This window comes from Mucilaginibacter sp. UR6-11, from assembly GCF_020880695.1.
Taxonomy (GTDB): Bacteria; Bacteroidota; Bacteroidia; order Sphingobacteriales; family Sphingobacteriaceae; genus Mucilaginibacter.
This window is the reverse complement of record NZ_JAJIWO010000001.1, coordinates 766,105-787,537: the sequence shown is the minus strand read 5'-3', so window position 1 is coordinate 787,537 and position 21,433 is coordinate 766,105. Positions and strand designations below refer to the sequence as shown.

The window sequence follows — 21,433 nt, the reverse complement described above, 5'->3', positions numbered from 1 at the left end:
GAAAGAGGGAAAAAAATAAAACAGCCCTCTTTCCCGCTTGCGGAAGAGAGGGTCGCGCACGAAGTGCCGCGGGGTGAGTCCCCGCCATTCCCACCGCCCTTTTTATTTCTCCAAACAAATCCTTACTTTAATCCCGTGGAAAACTACGGGAACAAAATCAGCATAAAATCCTGGGCCGAAGAGGACCGCCCGCGCGAGAAGCTAAGCGCTCAGGGCCGCCGCGCGCTGACGGATGCCGAGCTGATAGCGATACTGATCGGGTCGGGCAGCCGCACCGAGAGCGCGGTCGAGCTGAGTAAGCGTATCCTTTACCATTACGGTAATGATCTTAATAATTTAGGAAAAGCTTCCATAGCCGAGCTTTCGCGCTTCAAAGGTATCGGCGAAGCCAAAGCCATTTCTATTATAGCCGCGCTGGAGGTGGGCCGCCGGCGGAATGATACCGAAATAAAAGTACTTGACTCGGTTCACGGAAGTAAAGACGCCTACAACGTACTGCGCAAAACCTTTATGGACCTGAGCCACGAGGAGTTTTGGCTGCTGCTGCTTAACCAGGCAGGTAAGGTGATAGCCAAAGAGCTGATCAGCAAAGGGGGTTTAACCGGTACGGTTGCCGACCCGAAGATCATTTTCAACGTGGCCCTGCAGCATAACGCGGTGTCTATTGTGATGGCGCATAACCATCCGTCGGGCAATTTAAAACCGAGCCAGCTGGATATCGATCTCACCAAAAAAATAGCCAATGCCGGCCACATGCTGGATATAAAAGTGCTTGACCATATCATTGTGACCAATGATGGGTTTTATAGTTTTGCCGATGAAGGGGTTATTTGATTTCGGATTTCGGAAGTTCGATTTCGGATTTAGCAGATCTATATTAATCAGCTAACCCATTACCCAACTAAGAAAAGCCAATTCCGAAATCGGACTTCCGAAATCCGGAATAAAAAATAGTACAAACCAATTACAATTAAATCGAAAACCGTCGATATATTTGCGTCATGATTTTAGATCATAAAAAAGTAGAACGTATTTCAAAGGCACTGGGCGATCCATACCGTTTAAAAATAATGGAGATGGCGAAGGGGAAGGGTGGCGAGTGGATGCAATGCGCCTGTATTGGAAACAATATCGAGCTGGCACAGTCAACCATTTCGCACCACATCAGCCAGCTGGTGGATGCCGAAATTTTAATAGCCGAGAAAGATGGCCGCAACGCCAAGTATAAGGTTAATAAAGAAGTGCTTACTGCTTACGTTAATTTTTTAAATCAATTACAGGAATAAAAAAATTTAAACTATTAATCGATATTCTTAAATAAATCGATTGATAGCCATGCCGCCGGTAAATCATTTAGAATACTATAATAAAATATATCGATAAATTTAAATAAATCAATAAATAATGAAAAAGTTAGAAAATAAAGTAGCCGTAGTTACAGGTGGTAACAGCGGAATTGGCCTTGCAGCTGCAAAACTATATGTAGCACAAGGTGCAAAAGTTGCTATAACCGGTCGTAACAAAACTACCATCGACGCGGCGGTAAATGACATTGGCGGCGACATCATAGGCATCGTAAGTGATGTGTCTGACCTGGGCAGCATTACCAAAAGCTATGAGCAAATAACCGAAACCTTTGGAAAAATTGATGTGCTGGTAGTTAATGCGGGCGTATTTATAGGAGCGCCATTGGCAGATTTTACCGAAGAGATGTTTGACACCACCAGCGACATCAACTTTAAAGGCGCATTCTTCTCGGTACAAAAGGCATTGCCGTTTTTAAATGATGGTGCGTCGGTTATCATTACTTCATCAGCAGTAAGTAATAAGGCAATGGCTACCGCTTCGGCTTATGCGGCTACCAAGGCTGCGGTGACTTCGTTGGCAAGAGGCTTCTCGGCCGAATTAGCCGACCGTCAGATCCGCGTTAACGTATTATCTCCCGGCCCTATTGAAACGCCAATTTTTGGCCGTAGCGGCATGAGCGCCGAACAGGTTGACGGAATGAAAGCTTATATGGCAGACATTGTACCGGCAAAACGCCTGGGTAATGTTGAAGAAATCGCCGAAGGGTATTTATACCTGGCGTCTGACGATTCGAAATATATGATCGGTGGCGACCTGGTGCTGGACGGCGGTTACAGCAGGTTTTAATAATTAAACGTTAGATTTTTAAAGGGCTGTCAAAAAAAATTGGCGGCCCTTTTTTATTATTGAAACAACCCATAGCGAAAGACGTTGTATATAAAAAACTATAACCATGATAAATCCAGACGACCAAATACCATTAGACGACGCCGAAAACGAAGATGTTGAGCAAATGAGCCAGCAGGACATCCACTCGAACGGATTTGACAGCGAAGCTGAATATGAATCGGGCGAAGAAACAGCCGACACTGACGCGCTTGACCAGGCGTATGAAGCATCAGAGCCATCGTATACCCTCAATTTAGACGACGATGACCATACCGGCGACGACGAATAGTTTTTTGAGGTGAACGGTTAAAGGCGGAAAGGTAAAAGGTGGGGCAAATTTGCCTTTCGCCTTTTACCTTTCTGCCTTTTTATCTCAATGCAACCTTTCACCTTTCTACCTTTTACCTTTCGCCTTAAATCGTATCTTTGCCGATTATCGATTCGTTGTAATGAAGATATCCTATAATTGGCTTAAAGAATTTATTAATACTGATAAAACTCCCGAACAAATTTCGACTATTTTAACCGGTACCGGTTTAGAGGTTGAAAGCCTGGAGAAGGTACAGGCTATACCCGGCGGTTTAGAAGGCCTGGTAATTGGCTATGTTAAAGAAACCGCCCAGCACCCCAATGCCGACCGCCTGAAAGTTACCAAAGTTGATGTTGGCGGCGCTGAAGATCTGCAAATTGTTTGCGGCGCGGCCAATGTTGCTGCCGGTCAAAAGGTAGTGGTTGCTACGGTGGGCACCACGGTACACCCGGTTACCGGCGAACCGTTCCTGATCAAAGAATCAAAAATCCGTGGCGAGGTATCCCTTGGGATGATCTGCGCCGAAGACGAAATAGGCCTGGGTACGAGTCATGAAGGGATTATGGTTTTGGCTGATGATGCTACCGTGGGTACCGCCGCAAAAGAATATTTTAAGCTGAACGATGACTACATGTACGAGATTGGCTTAACCCCCAACCGTGCCGACGCGGTATCGCATTTAGGTACTGCGCGTGATATTGCCGCTTTTTTAAAGATCGGCATTACCAAACCTGATATCTCTGCTTTTAAAGTTGATAACACCGACCGCCCTATTGAGGTTGTAGTGGAGAATGAAGCTGCAAGTCCGCGTTATGCCGGTTTGACTATTTCGGGCATCGAAGTAAAAGAATCGCCGCAATGGTTAAAAGAGCGTTTGGCGGTTATTGGCGTTAGGTCGATAAACAACGTGGTTGATGCCACCAATTATGTTTTGCATGACCTCGGCCAGCCCTTACACGCTTTTGACGCCGATGCGATTAAAGGCAATAAGGTAATTGTAAAGAACGTTGCCGAAGGAACAGTATTTAAAACTTTGGACGATGTAGAACGCAAATTATCTGCTGATGATTTGATGATCTGCAATGCCGAAGCGCCAATGTGTATTGCCGGCGTTTTTGGCGGTGCCGATTCGGGCGTTAAGGCAAGTACAACCAGCATATTTTTAGAGAGCGCTTATTTTAACGCGGTATCGGTACGTAAAACGGCTAAAAGACACGGCCTAAAAACGGATGCTTCGTTCCGCTTTGAGCGTGGCACCGATCCGGATATGGTGATCTTTGCTTTAAAACGTGCTGCCTTATTGATTAAAGAAATTGCCGGCGGGCAGATCTCATCAAACCTTATCGACCTGTACCCAAACCCGGTTGCGCCGTTTGATGTGGACCTGAGCTATAGCAATGTGCACCGTTTAATAGGCCAGGTTATCCCGCACGAAGAGATAGTAGCAATTATTAAAGCCCTGGATATTCACATTGTTAGTGAATCTGCCGAAGGCTTAATTTTAAAAGTGCCGCCTTACCGGGTTGATGTAACCCGCGATGTGGACGTGATAGAAGAGATCCTGCGCATTTACGGCTACAACAACATTTATATACCAACACAGGTGCGTGCGTCGCTCAGTGCGTCGCCCCGGCCTGAGAAAGATACGGTACAAAACCTGCTGAGTGATCTGTTAACGGCTAACGGCTTTAACGAGATCATGTCGAACTCATTAACCAAGTCTGCCTACTCAAGCGACCTGGAGTCGGCAGTAAAAATATTGAACCCGTTAAGTTCTGACCTGGACGTGATGCGCCAAACCATGCTGTTCTCCGGTCTGGAAGCTATCGCCTACAATCAAAACCGCCAGAATGCGGACATCAGGTTTTACGAGTTTGGCAAAGTTTACAGCGTTAAGGAGGACAAGTATAACGAGAGCCAGCGTTTCGCTATTTTTATGAGCGGCACAACAGCACCGGCCCAATGGAACCAAAAAGCCACGGCCGCTACGTTTTATAACCTGAAAGCTATTGTTGACGGCATCCTGCAAAAACTGAATATTACCGATGTGGTGGTTGAAGATACCACCTGCAAAAAAATGGCCTACGGTTTAAACTATATCAAAAACAACAAGACACTGGTAAAATTTGGCGCGGTTGCCAAAGACGCTTTGAAAAAAGCCGACGTGGACAAGGAAGTTTTTTATGCTGATTTCAGTTTCGACCAGATCATGCAGATCGTTAAGAAAAATAAGATCGTTTACCAGGACATTTCTAAGTTCCCGGCGGTAAAGCGCGATCTGTCTATGCTGATTGATAAAGGCGTATCTTTCGGTCAGCTAAAACAAATCGCCCAGCGCACCGAGCGTAAGATGTTAAAAGAGATCAGTGTGTTTGATGTGTACGAGGGAGACAAGCTGCCCGCCGGAAAGAAATCATACGCGCTAAGCTTCATCCTGCAGGACGCCGAGAAAACTTTAACCGACAAAGCCATCGACGCCATCATGCAGAAATTAATTTATAACTTAGAGAAGGAAGCGGGAGCGCTTGTTAGAAAGTAGTGATTAGTTAATTAGGATTAGAGAATAGAAAGAAAATGTCGACCGCCGCGCAATTAAATAATGTGATTGAAAAAACCGAAAGGTTGATAGAGCTGTGTGCGGCTTTACAGGAGGAGAATGACCTGTTAAAACTGGAGAACGATACCTTAGTAGCAGCGTTAAATGCCAGTAAAAACAAGACCAAAGAGCTGGACGAAAAAATGCGCGCGGTGAAGCTTGCAAAATCTTTTTCTGAAACAAATGAAAAAAGTGTTGACATTAAGCAAAAAATTAACGAATTTGTGCAGGAAATAGATAAGTGCATTGTATTACTGAAAAAGTAGTACATAAAGTGAACAAGCTCAAATGGGAGAAATCTCAATAAAAATAAATATTGCTGACAGAGTTTACCCCTTAAAGGTGAACATGGAAGAGGAAGAAATAATACGTAGGGCAGCGAAGTTGATAAACGACCGTATAAAAGAATATCAGGAAAATTACGCGGTCAGGGATAAACAGGATTTACTTGCGATGAGCGTGTTGCATTACGCAACATCATCATTAAAGGCAGAGAAAAAAGTTACCGTTGAGGATTCAGAAGTAGCAGACAAGGTTTATCAGTTAGATCATTTGTTGACCGAATTTTTTTCAAAGTCGTAATAAACGTTCTTTACATAATAACAGAGCCAATTAAGATTTAACCGCGGTTGAATTTTATGTTTCACTATTAAAAACTTAACACTTCAATATCTACGGATCAGGAAGGCGTGCGTTACTCATTACAGTTTAACGGTAACCCATGATTCTAAAATATCTGTAACGAAGTTTTTAAAATACATGATACGTAAAGTTTAGTCGCGGTTTTTTTATTATATACTAACAACAAACCTTTATAACCAAATGAATATACTATACATCATAATTGGGCTGCTCGCGGGTATCCCAACCGGCTTCGTTGCAGGACGCTTCCTGTTGCGCAAGCTGTTTAAAGACCAGGAAGCTAACGCTCAAAATAAAGTAAAAAAGATCCTTAAAGATGCAGAAAACGATGCCGAGATCTTAAGGAAAAACAAATTGCTTGAAGCCAAGGAACGCTTTTTACAGATGAAAGCCGAGCATGAGCAGGAGGTAAATGCCAAGAATAACGACATTAACCAGCGTGCAAATGAAGTTAAGCAGAAAGAGCAATCGTACAATTCGAAATTAGAGAACCTGAATCGTAAAGAGGGCGAATTAGATAAAGCCAGGCAAAACCTGGAGCGCCAGTCAGAGATTCTGATAAAAAAACAGGAAGAAGTTGAAGTCTTGAAAAACCAACATGTTGAGCAGTTAGAAACCATTGCAGGGCTTTCGGCTGAGGATGCAAAGAACCAGTTAATTGATAACCTGCGTGAAGACGCCCGCTCAAAGGCAATGGCACAGATTAAAGATATTGTTGACGAAGCCAAGCTCACGGCCACTAAAGAGGCCAAGAAAATAGTTATCCAGACTATCCAGCGTACCGCTACCGAGAGCGCTATCGAAAATACCGTATCTATTTTCAATATTGAAAATGATGAGATCAAAGGCCGGATCATTGGTCGCGAGGGTCGTAACATCCGTGCGCTGGAAGCAGCTACCGGTATTGAGATCATTGTTGATGATACCCCGGAAGCGATCATCCTTTCAGGCTTTGACCCGGTACGCCGCGAGATAGCCCGTTTGGCTATGCACCGTTTGGTAACTGATGGCCGGATCCACCCGGCACGTATCGAAGAGATCGTTGCCAAAACCAAAAAGCAGATAGAAGAAGAGATTGTAGAAATAGGCGAGCGTACCGTGATTGATTTAGGTATCACCGGCCTGCACCCCGAACTGATCCGTATGGTTGGCCGGATGCGCTACCGTTCTTCTTACGGACAAAACCTATTACAACACTCGCGCGAGGTTGCTAATTTCTGCGCTACGATGGCTGCCGAGTTGGGCCTTAATGTTAAGCTGGCTAAACGCGCCGGTTTACTGCATGATATTGGTAAAGTGCCTGATGATAACCCTGAACTGCCTCACGCAATTTTAGGTATGCAACTGGCCGAGAAGTATAAAGAACACCCCGAAGTTTGTAACGCCATTGGCGCCCACCACGACGAGGTGGAGATGACCTCCATGCTGTCGCCGATAATCCAGGTTTGTGATGCCATATCAGGTGCGCGCCCGGGTGCACGCCGCGAAGTGGTTGAAAGCTATATCAAGCGTTTAAAAGAGCTGGAAGAGTTGGCAATGTCATACCCGGGTGTTGAAAAAACATTTGCTATACAGGCCGGCCGCGAGCTGCGCGTGGTAGTTGAAAGCGAAAAGATCAGTGATGCTGAATCAGAGATCCTGGCTGCCGACATATCCAACCGCATCCAGACAGAAATGACCTATCCGGGCCAGATCAAGGTTACCGTTATCAGGGAAACCCGGTCGGTAGCGTTTGCCAAGTAATAACATATTTGTCATTGCGGTGAGCGAAGCAATCGCGCGCTGCAATGACATTTACTATCGTTTCATAGTAATTTATGAAAAATCAAAAGACAGATAAACGCCCCGTCGACGTTATAATTGACGAGTATGCCGGCTTCCATCAAAAGCCCGCAAACCGCATTATCAACTACATCTGTATTCCGTTAATTGTATTTAGCGTGGTGGGCTTTGTATGGTCGCTGCCTTTTCCGCAGTTAAAGTTTTTAGGGAGCTATATTATCTACCTAAATTGGGGTTCGTTCCTGATCGCGTTTAGCGTTTATTATTATATGCGTTTATCGCCTATATTATCCTACGTTATGCTGCTGCTGCTATTCGCCCTGGTATACCTGGTTATACAGGTACAGGCTGCAGAACATTCGGGCGTATTATTGCCGCAGGTATGCGTGTTTATCTTCATCATGGCCAACATAGCTCAGTTTATAGGCTATCGTATTGAGGGCCGCAAACCCACTTTTTCAGAAGAGTTTAAATTCATGCTGACGTCACCGCTGTGGTTGTTAAGTTTGGTTTTAAAGAAGTTCGGGATCAAGTATTAACGCACCCTTTAATTTCCCCGGTTTGGGCCTTATATATTCTTCCCCAACTTGTCCAAAGTATCCTGCGGAACATTCTCCAGGTCTAAAACCAGGAATCCGTCCAGCGAGTCAGAAAACTTAGGGTCGATATTAAAGCTGATGATCTTGGCATTAAGGCCGATGTACTGGCGAAGCAATACCGGCACCTTCATGTTATGGGTTTCTATCTGTGATATTAGCTGGTCCAGTCCTTTAAAAGAGTCCTCGCCGCTCATAAGCAGGTCGGTATCAATACTTGAAAAATCAACTTTAAATTTTTTGCGCGGCTTAACAAACTGCGCCATTTCGTGATCAAAATGATTACGGTTTATATAATCTACTATCAGTGATTTAGAAAACTTAGAGAACGAATTGCTGATGCTAACCGGGCCGATCAAATATTTATAGCGCGGGTTGTCCAACAAATATTTCAATATACCTTTCCATAATAAAAACAAAGGCAGAGGCTTTAACTGGTATTCCTTACGGATCCATGAGCGGCCCAGCTCCAGGCTCTTTCTCAGCACCGGGGTAAACTGCTCTTTTATTTTAAATAATTCGGTAATGTAAAAGCCGTCTTTACCCAGGCTGTAAAATATCTCGTCGCCCAGGCCAATGCGGTAGGCGCCTACAATCATTTTAGCCTCATTATCCCAGATAAATAAATGGTGATAGTAAATATCATATTCATCCAGGTCGCTGGCCATATTAGTGCCTTCGCCAACCTCGCGAAAGGTAACTTCCCTTAAACGGCCAATCTCACGTATAGTGCAGGGTATTGCCGAAGTAGGTACAATAAACACCTCGTAGTTTTTCTCAACCCAAACGGTATAATCATCGCGCAGGCCGGCTACCTCTTTCTCTAAAACAGCGGGGTCAATCGGTTTAACTATCTCCTGTTTTTTTTTTTTTATTTTGAAAAGATTACGCGGGTTAAATATCTTTTTCTCCTCCTCTAGTCCTGATCCTAAGGCGTAAGTGCGCGCCCGCAGGTAATTAAGCAGCTTAGTGCTGTTGTTATTGTCAGGGATATCATCAACTTTTATAGGCTTGCCGATGCGCAGTTTTATGGTTTGCCCCTGTTTGTTAAACAACTCTGACGGTAGCTTGGCTGTGCGCAGCGCAGGGTGTATGATGCTTAGTAAATTAAAGAGCAGCCCGTTATTGCCATGGAAATATACCGGCACCACCGGTACTTTGGCCTTGGCTATGATTTTGCCCACTACCGGGTGCCACAGGCGGTCGGTTACTTCCTGTTTATCCAGTTTAAAGGTTGATACCTCGCCCGCCGGAAATATGCCAATGGGTGTACCGTCGGCCAATAATTGCAGGGTGCTTTTTAATCCGCTTATGCTTGATGAATGTTCAATATTTTCGAACGGGTTTACGGCAATAAAAAAATCGCTGAGGTTGGGTATTTTTTTCAGTAAGAAATTAGCCATGAGTTTAGCATCGGGCCGGGCCATCAGCAGCATCTTGAGCAGTACCAAACCCTCAATACCGCCATAAGGGTGATTGGCAATGGCAATAAAGCTGCCGGTTGCGGGGATGTTTTTTAATTCCTTTTCATCAAATTCTATTTCAACTCCGCAGCCCGCTAAAATGGCATCTATAAATTCAATGCCCTGTTTGGGCTGTGCCTGGGCAAACAGGTCGTTTACCTGGTTTATTTTCATTAGCTCCATCAGGAAAGAAGCTAATCCCGGTAGTTTCAACCTGTCCAGCTTTGTGGCCTTTGCAAATTCTTCGGTAGTTATGATTTTCATTTAGCGGGCTAATGTATGGCTATAAATATCTCCTAAATTTATTACTTTAATGGCGTATTTAACCAAGCCAATGAAATCACGCCTAAAAAATTACCTTTCCATCACAAAAAAAGAGTGGAACGGAATGGTGATATTAATTATTATCATGCTGGCGGTATTGGCGGCGCCTTATATCTATCAATATTTTCATAAAGATAATAGTATTGACCTTAAAGATTTTGATAAAGACGTGGCCCTGCTTAAACAGGCAAAAGGCGGCGGCGCCCAAGGATATGGTAACGAAAGCCTGTCTGATGAAAAAATTGCTGAACCGGTAATGTTTGTCTTTAATCCTAATCACCTGCCGGCCGGGCAGTGGAGGCATCTGGGCCTGAGCGCGCGGCAGATCAGCATAATACAACACTATGAAGCCAAAGGCGGCCACTTTAACCGGAAGGAAGATGTACAGAAGATATATGCCATAACCAGCGATGATTACCGGCGCCTGGCGCCCTATATTAATATCCCCCATGCCGGCTATACCGCTAATAAACTGTCGGCGGGCGAGGTGGTTGAACTTAACGGCGCAGACTCGGCCAAACTTACACGGGTCCATGGTGTGGGTCCGGCTTTCGCTGCGCGGATCATTGCCTATCGAAAACGGTTAGGCGGATTTTTAAATAAGGAACAGTTAAAAGAAGTTTACGGCATTGATACCGCTAAGTATGCCGAAATTAAAAACCAACTCAGTATTAACCCGGCCAACATCACTAAAATTAAAATCAATGAGGTGGATTTTGAGGGGCTGCGCAAGTTTCCGTATTTAACCAATAAACAAACCAATGCAGTGATCCAATACCGGCAGCAGCATGGCAATTACCGGTCTGTAGCCGATATGAAGAATATAGCCATACTTGATGACATTATTTTGCGTAAAATTGAACCATATTTAGTTTTTAAATGATAGAGCAGCAAATCAAATCAGCCGTAAGGGATATACCCGATTTCCCGAAACCGGGGATAGTGTTTAAAGATATTACAACCATATTAAAGGACCCCGCATTGTGCAAAGACATTGTTGATGCGTTTGTAAGCCGCCTGCAAGGTATCCGCATTGACGCGGTGGCGGGGGTAGAGAGCCGCGGCTTTTTATTCGGGCTGACCCTGGCCACCAGGCTGGGCGTACCCTTTATTCCGGTGCGCAAGGCCGGCAAGCTGCCCTATACCATCAAACAAAAAAAATACGACCTGGAATATGGTACCGCCACTATTGAGATGCATACCGATGCTTTTGAACCCGGCCAGCATATCTTATTGCATGATGACCTGCTGGCAACCGGCGGCACAGTAACCGCCGCCAGTGACCTGATCCGGGAAATGGGCGGCGTAGTATGCGGGTTCTCGTTTGTAGTGGGGCTTGGCTTTTTAAACGGGAAAGAAAAGATAACATCAATAAGCGATAAAATAATTGTACTGGCAGAGTATTAGCCATGGGTGTTCCGCTTTGCGTGAGCGGAACGAAGCGGAACACACCGGAACACTGTGGAACACACCGGAACGAAGCGGAACACTCCGGAACACTGGCAAAATCAGGTCACCAATAAATTGCAAAATTAGCTTATGAAATTAGCGTCCATCATTACAGCATTTGTATTTGCCGCCCTCAACGGCACAGCGCAAAAGTACGTGCCCAGTACCACCACGTTAAATAATAAGGTGATGTTTGGTTACCAGGGCTGGCATGCTACGCCTAATGACGGATCGGGCAATAACGTTTGGCGGCATTATTTCGGCGGCAAGCCGGATGCCATAAATGCCGATTTTGATGTATGGCCGGATATGCGCGAATATCCCGCCGAGGTATTGGAAGCCACCAACATGCATTACCCGGATGGTTCGCCGGCGAAGCTGTACTCGGCTTATAAATATGGGGCGGTCGACCTGCATTTTAAATGGATGATGGAGCATGAACTGGATGGCGTGTTTGAGCAGCGTTTTATTTCTGATATCAGATCGCGCGGCGGCCGCAGGCATTTTAACCAGGTGGTGCGCAACGTTAAACAGGCCAGCGAAAAGTATAAACGCGTGTATTGTATTATGTATGATATCTCGGGCGCCGGCCCCAACTGGAAAAAGGACCTGATAGCCGACTGGAAGTTCCTGGTCGATTCGTTAGGCGTTACCAAAGGCAAATCCTATCTGCATCATAACGGCAAGCCGCTGCTGTCTATCTGGGGATTGGGTTTTGATCATACCGTACCATTTGCGCCTGTTGCGCAGGCCGATTCTATATTGGACTGGTTCCATCACAACGCACCTAAAAAATACCAGGCTACCATAATGGGCGGTATCAACGATACCTGGCTCACGCATACCGACGAGTGGAAGGCAGTTTATAATAAAATGGATATCATCAGCCCCTGGGCCGTCGGCCGTTTTGGCGATGAAAAGGGCGCCGATAAATTTCGCGACCGCACCGTGATCCCCGACAAAGCTTATTGCGATGCGCATAAAATAGCTTACCTGCCGGTGATCTTCCCCGGGTTCTCCTGGTATAATCTGCGTCACGGCAAAAGCCCGTTTAACCAGATCCCGCGTAGGGCTGGAGCTTTTTACTGGCACCAATCTTACAATGTAATTAACGCCGGCGTAAACATGATATACATAGCCATGTTTGATGAAATCGACGAAGGCACCGCCATGTACAAAGCCGCCCCAACCGCCGCAGAACGGCCGGCTAATGAAAAGTTTTTATCATTAGATCAGGATGGATCGTTAATTCCTTCGGATTGGTATCTGCAATTGGCCCAGGCGACGGGCAATGTGTTGAGGGGAAAGGCTAAGAATGAACAGGAGGTTCCCAGGCCTAAAGACTTTCTTTTTAATTACTATCTGTATGCAGAGGGGTTAAATTATAAACGACCCGAAAGTTTCATTGGGTCTGACAGTATTGATCATTCCAACTATACACCCCATAATGGATACGGTGCTCAGATGTCATCGCCATCTTATCAATTTACTTCAAAAGATAAACATGTAATAATTTCTGCTGTTTTCTTTAACACCGATACTTCTAAGATTAAATTTATAGGCCGTTGGATTTATAATGAAGATAACCACCAACGCATAGTAAATGGAATGGTTGATAGTACAAATTCTCGTACAAGGATATATGGAAAAGAGTTTGGGATATTAGATAGTAATAAAGTAACGCTGTTTAAGGGCGAGGAGTTAAAAAAATACAATGCCGACGATGCCGGTATTGCCGATATACCTGTGATACGCCCATATAAAAACATCTACCATAAGATGAAGTTGTTTTTTATGTACAAAAAAGGCAAGGGCGAAGTGTATCTAACCTATTACTATAATGACGATATATCAATTGAAAGATACCTGGCAGAGACGAAGTATATGCTGACTTTTAAAGATTGATATGTCAATAAGAAATTGTATATCGGCGGGATGATAGCCTCCGACCCAATGTTATGCGATTTGCGATGTCGCACGGTATATTATATGAGCCGAACCTACGGTTCTTAAATTGTTACTTTGTTGTTTTCAACGGATTAAAATCCGTTGCTACAAAATTTGTCGAGGCTCCGCCTCTATGCCGGCGGGATTGATAGTCCTTACCCAATGTTATGCGATTTGCAATACCTAGGCATCCCGGAATTTGCAGGATAAGAGCCATCGGCTCGTCTCATTTTATAGCAACGGGTTGAAACCCGTTGTTGAATCAGCCATTTAACCCGGAGTGCCATCGGCACGGCGCATATTATATGAGCCGAACCCACAGTTCTTAAATTGTTCCTTTGCTGTTTTTAACGGATTAAAATCCATTGTTTCAATATTTGTCGGGGCTCCGCCTCCTGATTTAAAATCTTTAAAATAAAAAAGTCCGGGGTTAGCCGGACTTTTACTAATGATTTTTATCGCTGCACGAGCAAGCGTTTATTAACGATAATCGTAGATATTATTTACCATAGAAACACCGCTGGTGGTTTCAAAAGCGTTGCGGGTAGTCTCCGGCGTGCGGGTACCCCAAACGGTCCACATTAACCCCATCGAGTTGCGGATTGACCAGGCTTGCGCAGCATTGGCATCCAGCCAGGCGCCATAGGTGCTTACTGTAGCGGTATGTTGTACAAACTTGCAGGCCCAGCGTGCAAAAATGCCTTTCATTCCCTGGGTATCGGCACTGCCGTTTTCGTCGTTTAATATCCCGCCAGCGGTATTACACATGCTGTTTTTTGCATAATTCATTGCGTTGGTTCCCATTGCCAGGTAATTGCCTGTAGGGTAATCGGCCCTCAAAATATCACAGGCACCGATGAAGGTCCCCTGTGTGTAGGATAGCGCGCCTTCGGTTATCGTTCCGTTCGGAATAATGGCCCCTTTAACTTCGCCTGTTGACGCGGTGTATAGTTTGCTCACCATCCAGTCCATAACAAGTTTGGCCTTGTTTTTATAAGTAACGTCGCCGGTTGCCTGGTACAATAACATCGCGCAAATTACAGCCGGTGCGTTTACACAGGTGTTTTTGGTGTTGTTGGATGTGTTCCACCATAAGCCGCCTCCCAGTGCGGTGGTATCCCACGCGCGGTTCCACATCATGTTAAAGTTGTTTTTGGCCATGTCCAGCATGCCGCCGTCGTTGGTGATCTGGTACGCCCTTACGCACATCAGCGATCCCCAGACAACGTCATCGTTAAATGTGTTGCTGGTCCATAACAAACCGTAGCCATCTCTAACACCATTATACAGGTAAGCTATCTTGTTTTTAAGATCTGTGCTTGGATTGATGTTATAGGCATCTATCAAAGTTTCAATAGCCTCTTGCTGCGTCCAGAAATCCATCCGGCCGGCATGTGTATCATCTTTCCAGTAATAAGCCTTAAACGACGGGCCATAAGTTCCGTACTGGTTGTAAAAGTGATTGTTATAAACCTGCATAGCCAGTAAAGCTTCACTTTTGGTGGGCAGCGGCGGCGGCGTAACCGGCAGGCCAATATTGGTAGCCGAGGTAGTTAGGGCTGTATTGCCGCGACTGGCAGATTGCTCTTTTTTACAGCCTGCAAAAATAAAGCTGATACCCAGCGCTGCAATAACAGCCAGCTGTTTGCCGCGATTTAACGACTGATTTAGTCCGCCTTCATCAAGGCTAAAATAAATGGTGTTGATTTTTCTTCTCATAATGGAATAATTAATTGGTTATAGTAGTTTACTTGCTCGTTTCGGTTTGGCGAGGGAAAAAGAAAGAAAGGTCTTATTATTGGCAGCATCTGACTTTTAAAGAATGTCAGAAGGTTAAAAGATTAGGCTTAGGTTAGTACGTAAAAGCTTGATATTAGGTTATGCTGTTATATATACAACTAAAAGCGCTAAAAGTGTTGGCCAGATCATAATTCGGCTAAAAATATTTATGCCGGTCCGGAAAAAAAGGATACCGCCCCAAATTTGCATTTTATAACCTATCTGTTTAATTTGCAGTATAGTTATAAACCAATATCCTATCCTTATGAAAACAAAACTGCTACTTACAGTAGCAGCGCTATGCATTATGCTGGGCGCCTGCAAAAAAAAAGGTGTTGCCCCAAAGCAACAGATCAAACTACTCTCTAAAATCACCGAAGTATCCGGCCCCAATGGTGATGATACAACAATAACCCTTATGAGTTACGACAGTAAAAACCGGCTGATTAAAAGAGGGGCCTGGAATTATACGTATAACGGTGACGATCTGGTAAAAATTGGTTATGGGCAGGGTACCGGCTCAACTAATTATACTTTTACTTATAACAATGGCGTGCCGGTTACTATGCGTTTGCAGGCACCGCCGCTTGACGAAACTTATACTTATACCGTGGTAGACGGCCGGGTAACCAAACGCACCGGCCGGCCCGGCTACAGCTTTGTGTTTACTTATGCAAACGACAACCTGGCCAGCTATAAAATAGTTACTTATGCAAACCCGACTACCAATGAATATGGATTGGATAAAAATCCTTATTATAATCCAACTGCCAAATACCTGCTGTTAACAGCTAATGACCAGGAGAATGATTATATCAGTAAGAACGCTGTAATCCAGAGTTATTACCAGCATTATCCTTATTTAGGCTCGCAATATAATTATCTGCCCGGTGCGGATGGTTATCCTAAATCGGTCATTATAAAAGTAAACAAGCCTAATGACCCTGATTCATTTAACTACGCGTACTTAAGCTTTGAATATGTAATGAGGGATGTGGCCCAATAGGCGCCTGGTTTAAAAATATTTTTCAGAACCTTCTGTCTTCAATAAACACCTTTAAATCAACTAAACCTATTATCTGTACCATATACCGAAACAGTCCCTTTTTACGGCGTCCAAAATTGAAACTAATCTTTGGTTTTTAGCGTTACTTTGCTGTAAATCAATAAAAAATACATGGATTCTTTGCTAACGGATGTATCCGCCGGATACAGTTTTTCTTCTAATGACAATCAGGTAATGGTGGGCCAGATGGCCAAAGATTTTGCCGAAAAAAATATTCGCCCTTATGTAATGGAATGGGACGAAGCGCAGACTTTCCCCGTAGAGCTTTTTAAAAAATTAGGCGGGTTGGGTATGATGGGCGTTTTGGTACCTGAGGAGTACGGCGGTTCGGGCTTTGGTTATTTTGAATACGTTACCGTAATTGTGGAGATAGCAAAGGTTTGCGGATCGATAGGATTATCGGTTGCTGCGCATAACTCGCTTTGTACCGGGCATATCCTGGCTTTTGGTAACGAAGAACAAAAACAAAAATGGTTGCCTAAACTGGCCACTGCCGAGTGGATAGGTGCATGGGGATTAACGGAAGCCAATACCGGGTCGGACGCATTGGGTATGGAGACTACCGCTGTTTTAGATGGCGACCATTATGTGGTCAACGGATCAAAAAACTGGATCACCCACGGTAAGTCGGGCGACGTAGCAGTGGTAATGGTTCGTACCGGCGCCAAAGGCGACTCGCGTGGCATATCTGCATTAGTAATTGAAAAAGGAACCCCGGGCTTTACCCACGGTAAAAAAGAGAATAAGCTGGGCATGCGCGCATCAGAAACCACCGAATTGGTTTTTGATAACTGCCGGGTGCCAAAAGAGAATTTACTAGGCCAGGAAGGCCAAGGCTTTACCCAGGCTATGAAAGTTTTGGATGGCGGCCGTATCTCTATCGCGGCCCTGTCATTGGGTATAGCAAAGGGGGCTTTTGAGGCTGCCCTGGCTTATTCAAAACAACGCCGCCAGTTTGGCCAGGCTATCTCAAGTTTCCAGGGGATATCATTTAAACTGGCAGATATGGCTACCGAAATTGAGGCTGCCGAACTGTTGATTATGCAGGCCGCCGATTTTAAGAACCGTCATCAGCCGGTTACCAAACAATCGGCCATGGCCAAATACTTTGCATCAGAGGTGGCCGTAAGATGTGCAACCGAAGCAGTACAAATATTCGGCGGCTACGGTTATACCAAGGACTTCCCGGTTGAAAAATATTATCGCGATGCCAAGTTATGCACCATAGGCGAGGGTACGTCAGAGATCCAGAAGATCGTCATCAGCAGGGAAATATTAAGATAAAAGTTAAAGCAGCCCGGGGCCATACTCATGGTATCACCGGCTGCTTTAAAAAACTCAGACCATCGTCCTGAAAGTTAAATTAACTCTTGGCTTAGTGATTTTTTTTGATTTGGGCAGGCTGTGCAGCCAGTTACTTTGGGTGGTGCCTTTCATTACCAGTAAACTTCCGTTTTCCAGCATCAATGAAACAGGTTCTTTGCTAACGCGGTGTTTAAGCGCAAATTTACGTTCGGCGCCAAAGCTCAGGGAGGCTATCGACGTGTTTTTACCTAATGATTTTTCGTCGTCGCTGTGCCAGGCCATTCCCTCGTCTCCGTTATGGTACAGGTTAAGCAGGCATGAATTATATTTTTGATTGGTTAACTGCTCAACCAGGGCCTTGAGTTCTAAAAGCTCTTTGGTCCAGCCCAGCGCCTGTTTGGTGGTGTTTGAGTAAGTGTAGCTATATCCGTCGTCGCCATACCAGGCAACTTTGCGTTTGGTGATGATATGCCGGCCAAAAATTTTGGCCTCATCGTTTTTCCATTGGATGGTATCTAATAACGTGTTTAAATATTGATTGGCCTCGCCGGTTTCCATTACCTTGCCGTAGTAGTTCACTTCGCCGTCAAAGGGGAGCAGGTTGGCTATTATAGTTGTTTTAAATAGTTCCATTTTGTAATTTCCATAGTTTAAATTGTTTATTCAGGCAATGCGCGCAGGGGCGGTAACCCGCTGCTATAGCTTCCTGTTCGTCCTTAAAAAATACCCGGTTATCAGGCTTCATCCGTCTGCCCGATTTGCAGGCGAGCGTTCCAAAGATCTTTGCTTTTTTGTAGCCACCCAGTTTTATCCTGCCGTTTAAAATCAGCAATTGTAATGCCCTGAGCCGGGCAAAAGGCTTTGCGCCCAGATCGGTATGATTGAGCATATTGGCTATACTGCTGCAAATGCTTTTGAAGCCTCCCAACCGATCATTGCGTTTTTACGCTGGCTGCCCCAATGGTATTGACCGGTTTCGCCGCTTGATTTGATTACCCGGTGGCAGGGGATTAAAAAAGCTACCGGGTTATAAGCCACTGCCGAGCCAACGGCACGGCTGGCGTTGGGGTTCTGTAAATCGCCCGCCAGTCCGCCATAGGTTACCAGCCCGCCCATCGGTACTTTTAATAAAGTTTCCCAAACCTTTAGCTGGAACGGTGTGCCCTTTAAATGGAGCTTGATCTCACTTAGTTTACTCCAGTCCTGCGTGAAAATAAAAATGGCGTTTTGCTGTATGGTATCAAGGTATTGATGATAGGCAGCATTAGGGAAATGTTTTTGCAATTGGGCAAAGGCGGTGTCGTTGTCATCATCAACAAACGCCATATAGCAGATGCCTTTAACCGTTGATGCTACGATGATTGTACCAAACAGGCTGTCGGCAAAACTATAGTTAATAGTAAGCTGTTCGCCGCCGTTTTTATATTCGCCGGGGGTCATACCTTCTATTTTGATGAACAGATCATGCAGCCTGCCGGTGCCCGACAGACCGGTCTCAAAAGCGGTATCAAATAAGGAAGTCTGTTTGTTTTTTAAAACAGCTTTGGCGTGCTCAATGCTCAGGTATTGTAAAAATTGTTTGGGTGTTACGCCTGCCCACTCTTTAAACATGCGCTGAAAGTGGAAGGGGCTTAAGTTTACATGTGCCGCCGCTTCCTCTAACGTGGGCTGGCTTTTGTAGTTAAACCTTAAATATTCAATAGCGTCGGCTATTCTTTTGTAATCAATTTCGTTCTGCGTTTCCATGATCGTTATCATTTAATGATACAAATGTACCGGCTGGCAAAATGGCAGGAAACCCGTTTCTTGCTGAGTTTAATTTCCTCCGCCCGTTGCAAACGAGTGCAGTAAGCAAAAAGACTACAGGCCTAACTTGTCGTCAATCGGCAAATTAAACCAAAAGTTGCTGCCGTCGCCAACAGTGCTGTCAACGCCAATTTTGCCGTTGTGCCGGGTTATGATCTCTGAACTTATGTACAGTCCCAGTCCCAGTCCGGAAAACTGGTGCCCAAAGGCGTCAACCCGGTAATAGCGGTCAAACAGGTGCGGTAATTTTTGCGGATTAATGCCGATGCCAAAATCGCGCACGCAAACGGTGGCCCGTTCATCATCATGCATTACGGTTATCTCAATTCGTTTTGATTGGGGCGAATATTTTATAGCATTACCTATCAGGTTGATCATCACCTGGTCTATCCGGCGGTAATCAGCATAGATCATTAACGTATCATCACCCAAAAAAGCAAATTCATACTCATTTAACGGATTGATATGTTCGCAGCAGTCTTTAATCAGCTCAACCAGGTCAAAACGGTTAATATTTAGGGCAAGCTGGCCCTGTTGTATTTTGGTGACATTAAGTAAATCATCAAGCAAATGGATCAGCTTGTTTAAATTGTTGCTGGCCTTGTTAACAAAAACCGGTACTTTATCAGATGTTGGGTTTGATTTAACCAGTTTCTGCAATATCTGTATAGATGCGCTTAACGAGGTTATGGGCGTTTTAAGCTCGTGGCTGGCTACACTGATAAACTCATCCTTACGTACCTGTAACTGGTACTCTTCGGTAACGTCCTGTAATATGCCGCTAAATTGATATACCATTCCTTCGGTATCAAACAAGGCACGGCCGGTAGCTTCAACAATACGGCGGGTGCCATCTTTAAGGCTTTTAACCGTATAGATAACATTATAATTACCGTCTGATCCGCTGGCCATAGATTTTTTGATAGCCTCAATAACTCTTTCCCTGTCTTCATCCGCTATTGCGGCCACGGCACTTTCCAGCGCTATTTCCTCATCGGCGGGTAATCCAAACCATTCTTTTAAACGGTCATTGCAGATAAATTTATTGGTTTTCGGGTCAAGGTCCCAGGTGCCCAGGTCGGCTGCTTCAATGGCAAACTCCAGCTCGTTTTTAGCGCTTTGTATTTTGTTGTATGATTGTACCTGCTCAGTAGTTTCGGTACAGATCACCAATACGCCACCGGGGGTGCCGGTTTCATCGGTAACCCTGCTGTAACTAAATGTCCAGTAAACGTCTTCCAGTTTGTTGTTCCGGTAGATAGGGATGAGCTGGTTCTCGCTCCAGGTTGATTCGCCTCCCTCAAGTACAGTATCAATCAACGGTTTTATTACGGGCCAGATCTCGGGCCAGCAATCTTCGCCGCGCTGGCCCAGCGCTTTAGGATGCTTACCGTTTTGACCCAGGCTGGGGCGATAGGCATCATTATAAAATTGTATCAGCTGGGGGCCCCACCATAAAAACATGGGGAACTTTGAACTTAAAATAATACTAACAGTAGTTAATAAACTTTGCGACCAATCTTCGGGACTGCCTAAAACGCTATTGTCCCAATCAAAGTCCCGGATAAGTTGCCCCATTTCGCCACCCCCTTGTAAATAATGGCTGTTTGTCGTGTGTAAGGGGTTGTTTGTAATCATGTACTATAAACTGTAAAGGGGGCTAATATAAAATAAATACAATCAACAGAAATGGAATAAAAATGTTTGGCGGGTTTAATCAAACTATTAGGTAGATACTCTTTTTATTGTCCAATTGATAATGTTAAGTAGTATTACTGTCGGCAAATAATAAAATAGACCAATTACGATGTAGCAAAACGTCGCACTAAAAAATATCTCGGCAAAATGATTTACATTCATGTTTGAATCAAAGCCTTTATTCCAAAAAAAGGCCATAACAGATAATATAAGGCCTGATATTAATTGAAATATAAGTGCCTTATTTAAACATCTCAGAATGTTAGTTAGTGTAAAGCTTTTAAATAATTCTTTACTGATAGATACTATTATTAATGGTGTTGCAAATAACAACGTGGTTATTAGATAAATTAAAAGTAAGTGATCGGTATCAAGATACATTCTCCTAATGTAGAATATTTGTTATTCAATTCAAAAACCTGTTTGAAAATCAAAAGATTGTGCGTACATTTGCCGTCCCTGAAAGGAGGTATT

20 protein-coding genes are annotated in these 21,433 nt (G+C 44.5%); 14 read left to right on the top strand and 6 right to left on the bottom strand.

The window, feature by feature from the left end; translation table 11 throughout:
• Positions 1-135 precede the first annotated feature (135 nt).
• The 9 genes from radC (at position 136) to LJ658_RS03595 (ending at position 8,065) form a co-directional block, all read left to right on the top strand.
• On the top strand, positions 136-834 hold the full coding sequence (gene radC / locus LJ658_RS03635) for a DNA repair protein RadC (RefSeq protein ID WP_230545104.1): 699 nt from the start codon (positions 136-138) through the stop codon (positions 832-834).
• 167 nt (positions 835-1,001) lie between these two features.
• Positions 1,002-1,286, top strand: a complete 285-nt coding sequence (locus LJ658_RS03630; protein WP_230545103.1) for a helix-turn-helix transcriptional regulator — start codon at positions 1,002-1,004, stop codon at positions 1,284-1,286.
• Between the two features lie 118 nt (positions 1,287-1,404).
• Positions 1,405-2,154, top strand: coding sequence for an SDR family oxidoreductase (locus tag LJ658_RS03625; protein ID WP_230545102.1), 750 nt, complete (start codon positions 1,405-1,407; stop codon positions 2,152-2,154).
• A 106-nt stretch (positions 2,155-2,260) separates the two neighbouring features.
• Positions 2,261-2,485, top strand: a complete 225-nt coding sequence (locus LJ658_RS03620) for a hypothetical protein (RefSeq protein WP_230545101.1) — start codon at positions 2,261-2,263, stop codon at positions 2,483-2,485.
• Between the two features lie 160 nt (positions 2,486-2,645).
• Positions 2,646-5,045 carry a phenylalanine--tRNA ligase subunit beta gene (gene pheT, locus LJ658_RS03615; protein WP_230545100.1) on the top strand — a complete coding sequence of 800 codons (2,400 nt, stop codon included), beginning with the start codon at positions 2,646-2,648 and terminating at the stop codon, positions 5,043-5,045.
• Between the two features lie 35 nt (positions 5,046-5,080).
• Entirely contained in the window at positions 5,081-5,368 is a 288-nt protein-coding gene (locus LJ658_RS03610; protein WP_230545099.1) for a hypothetical protein, read from the top strand.
• A gap of 22 nt (positions 5,369-5,390) precedes the next feature.
• Positions 5,391-5,684: a cell division protein ZapA gene (locus LJ658_RS03605; RefSeq protein WP_230545098.1), complete on the top strand. Its 294-nt coding sequence runs from the start codon at positions 5,391-5,393 to the stop codon at positions 5,682-5,684.
• 240 nt (positions 5,685-5,924) lie between these two features.
• Entirely contained in the window at positions 5,925-7,487 is a 1,563-nt protein-coding gene (gene rny, locus LJ658_RS03600; protein WP_230545097.1) for a ribonuclease Y, read from the top strand.
• Between the two features lie 74 nt (positions 7,488-7,561).
• Positions 7,562-8,065, top strand: a complete 504-nt coding sequence (locus tag LJ658_RS03595) for a DUF962 domain-containing protein (RefSeq protein WP_230545096.1) — start codon at positions 7,562-7,564, stop codon at positions 8,063-8,065.
• 29 nt (positions 8,066-8,094) lie between these two features.
• On the opposite strand, the gene LJ658_RS03590 is transcribed toward LJ658_RS03595, so the two are convergent.
• The gene (locus LJ658_RS03590; protein ID WP_230545095.1) at positions 8,095-9,849 is read right to left on the bottom strand and encodes a lysophospholipid acyltransferase family protein; all 1,755 of its coding nucleotides are present in this window, start codon (positions 9,847-9,849) and stop codon (positions 8,095-8,097) included.
• A 70-nt stretch (positions 9,850-9,919) separates the two neighbouring features.
• On the opposite strand from LJ658_RS03590, the gene LJ658_RS03585 reads away from it, so the two are divergent.
• The 3 genes from LJ658_RS03585 to LJ658_RS03575 all read left to right on the top strand — a co-directional run bounded on the left by LJ658_RS03585 (position 9,920) and on the right by LJ658_RS03575 (position 13,263).
• Positions 9,920-10,792: a ComEA family DNA-binding protein gene (locus LJ658_RS03585; protein WP_230545094.1), complete on the top strand. Its 873-nt coding sequence runs from the start codon at positions 9,920-9,922 to the stop codon at positions 10,790-10,792.
• Entirely contained in the window at positions 10,789-11,316 is a 528-nt protein-coding gene (locus LJ658_RS03580) for an adenine phosphoribosyltransferase (protein ID WP_230545093.1), read from the top strand. Before LJ658_RS03585 ends, LJ658_RS03580 begins: the two co-directional genes overlap by 4 nt.
• Positions 11,317-11,448: 132 nt before the next feature.
• Entirely contained in the window at positions 11,449-13,263 is a 1,815-nt protein-coding gene (locus tag LJ658_RS03575) for a glycoside hydrolase family 71/99-like protein (protein ID WP_230545092.1), read from the top strand.
• A 522-nt stretch (positions 13,264-13,785) separates the two neighbouring features.
• Here LJ658_RS03575 and LJ658_RS03570 read toward each other — a convergent pair.
• Positions 13,786-15,024, bottom strand: coding sequence for a glycoside hydrolase family 76 protein (locus tag LJ658_RS03570; protein ID WP_230545091.1), 1,239 nt, complete (start codon positions 15,022-15,024; stop codon positions 13,786-13,788).
• Positions 15,025-15,349: 325 nt separating this feature from the next.
• On the opposite strand from LJ658_RS03570, the gene LJ658_RS03565 reads away from it, so the two are divergent.
• Complete coding sequence (locus LJ658_RS03565) at positions 15,350-16,090, top strand: hypothetical protein (protein ID WP_230545090.1); 741 nt, start codon at positions 15,350-15,352, stop codon at positions 16,088-16,090.
• 171 nt (positions 16,091-16,261) lie between these two features.
• Positions 16,262-17,434 carry an acyl-CoA dehydrogenase gene (locus LJ658_RS03560; RefSeq protein WP_255670398.1) on the top strand — a complete coding sequence of 391 codons (1,173 nt, stop codon included), beginning with the start codon at positions 16,262-16,264 and terminating at the stop codon, positions 17,432-17,434.
• A gap of 54 nt (positions 17,435-17,488) precedes the next feature.
• Here LJ658_RS03560 and LJ658_RS03555 read toward each other — a convergent pair whose 3' ends face one another.
• The 4 genes from LJ658_RS03555 to LJ658_RS03540 all read right to left on the bottom strand — a co-directional run bounded on the left by LJ658_RS03555 (position 17,489) and on the right by LJ658_RS03540 (position 20,899).
• Entirely contained in the window at positions 17,489-18,088 is a 600-nt protein-coding gene (locus LJ658_RS03555; protein WP_230545089.1) for an alpha-ketoglutarate-dependent dioxygenase AlkB, read from the bottom strand.
• Positions 18,075-18,344 carry an Ada metal-binding domain-containing protein gene (locus tag LJ658_RS03550; RefSeq protein WP_230545088.1) on the bottom strand — a complete coding sequence of 90 codons (270 nt, stop codon included), beginning with the start codon at positions 18,342-18,344 and terminating at the stop codon, positions 18,075-18,077. The genes LJ658_RS03555 and LJ658_RS03550 overlap by 14 nt, the downstream gene beginning before the upstream one ends.
• A gap of 5 nt (positions 18,345-18,349) precedes the next feature.
• Positions 18,350-19,201: a methylated-DNA--[protein]-cysteine S-methyltransferase gene (locus LJ658_RS03545; RefSeq protein ID WP_230545087.1), complete on the bottom strand. Its 852-nt coding sequence runs from the start codon at positions 19,199-19,201 to the stop codon at positions 18,350-18,352.
• A gap of 114 nt (positions 19,202-19,315) precedes the next feature.
• Entirely contained in the window at positions 19,316-20,899 is a 1,584-nt protein-coding gene (locus LJ658_RS03540) for a PAS domain-containing sensor histidine kinase (RefSeq protein ID WP_230545086.1), read from the bottom strand.
• Between the last annotated feature and the right edge of the window lie 534 nt (positions 20,900-21,433).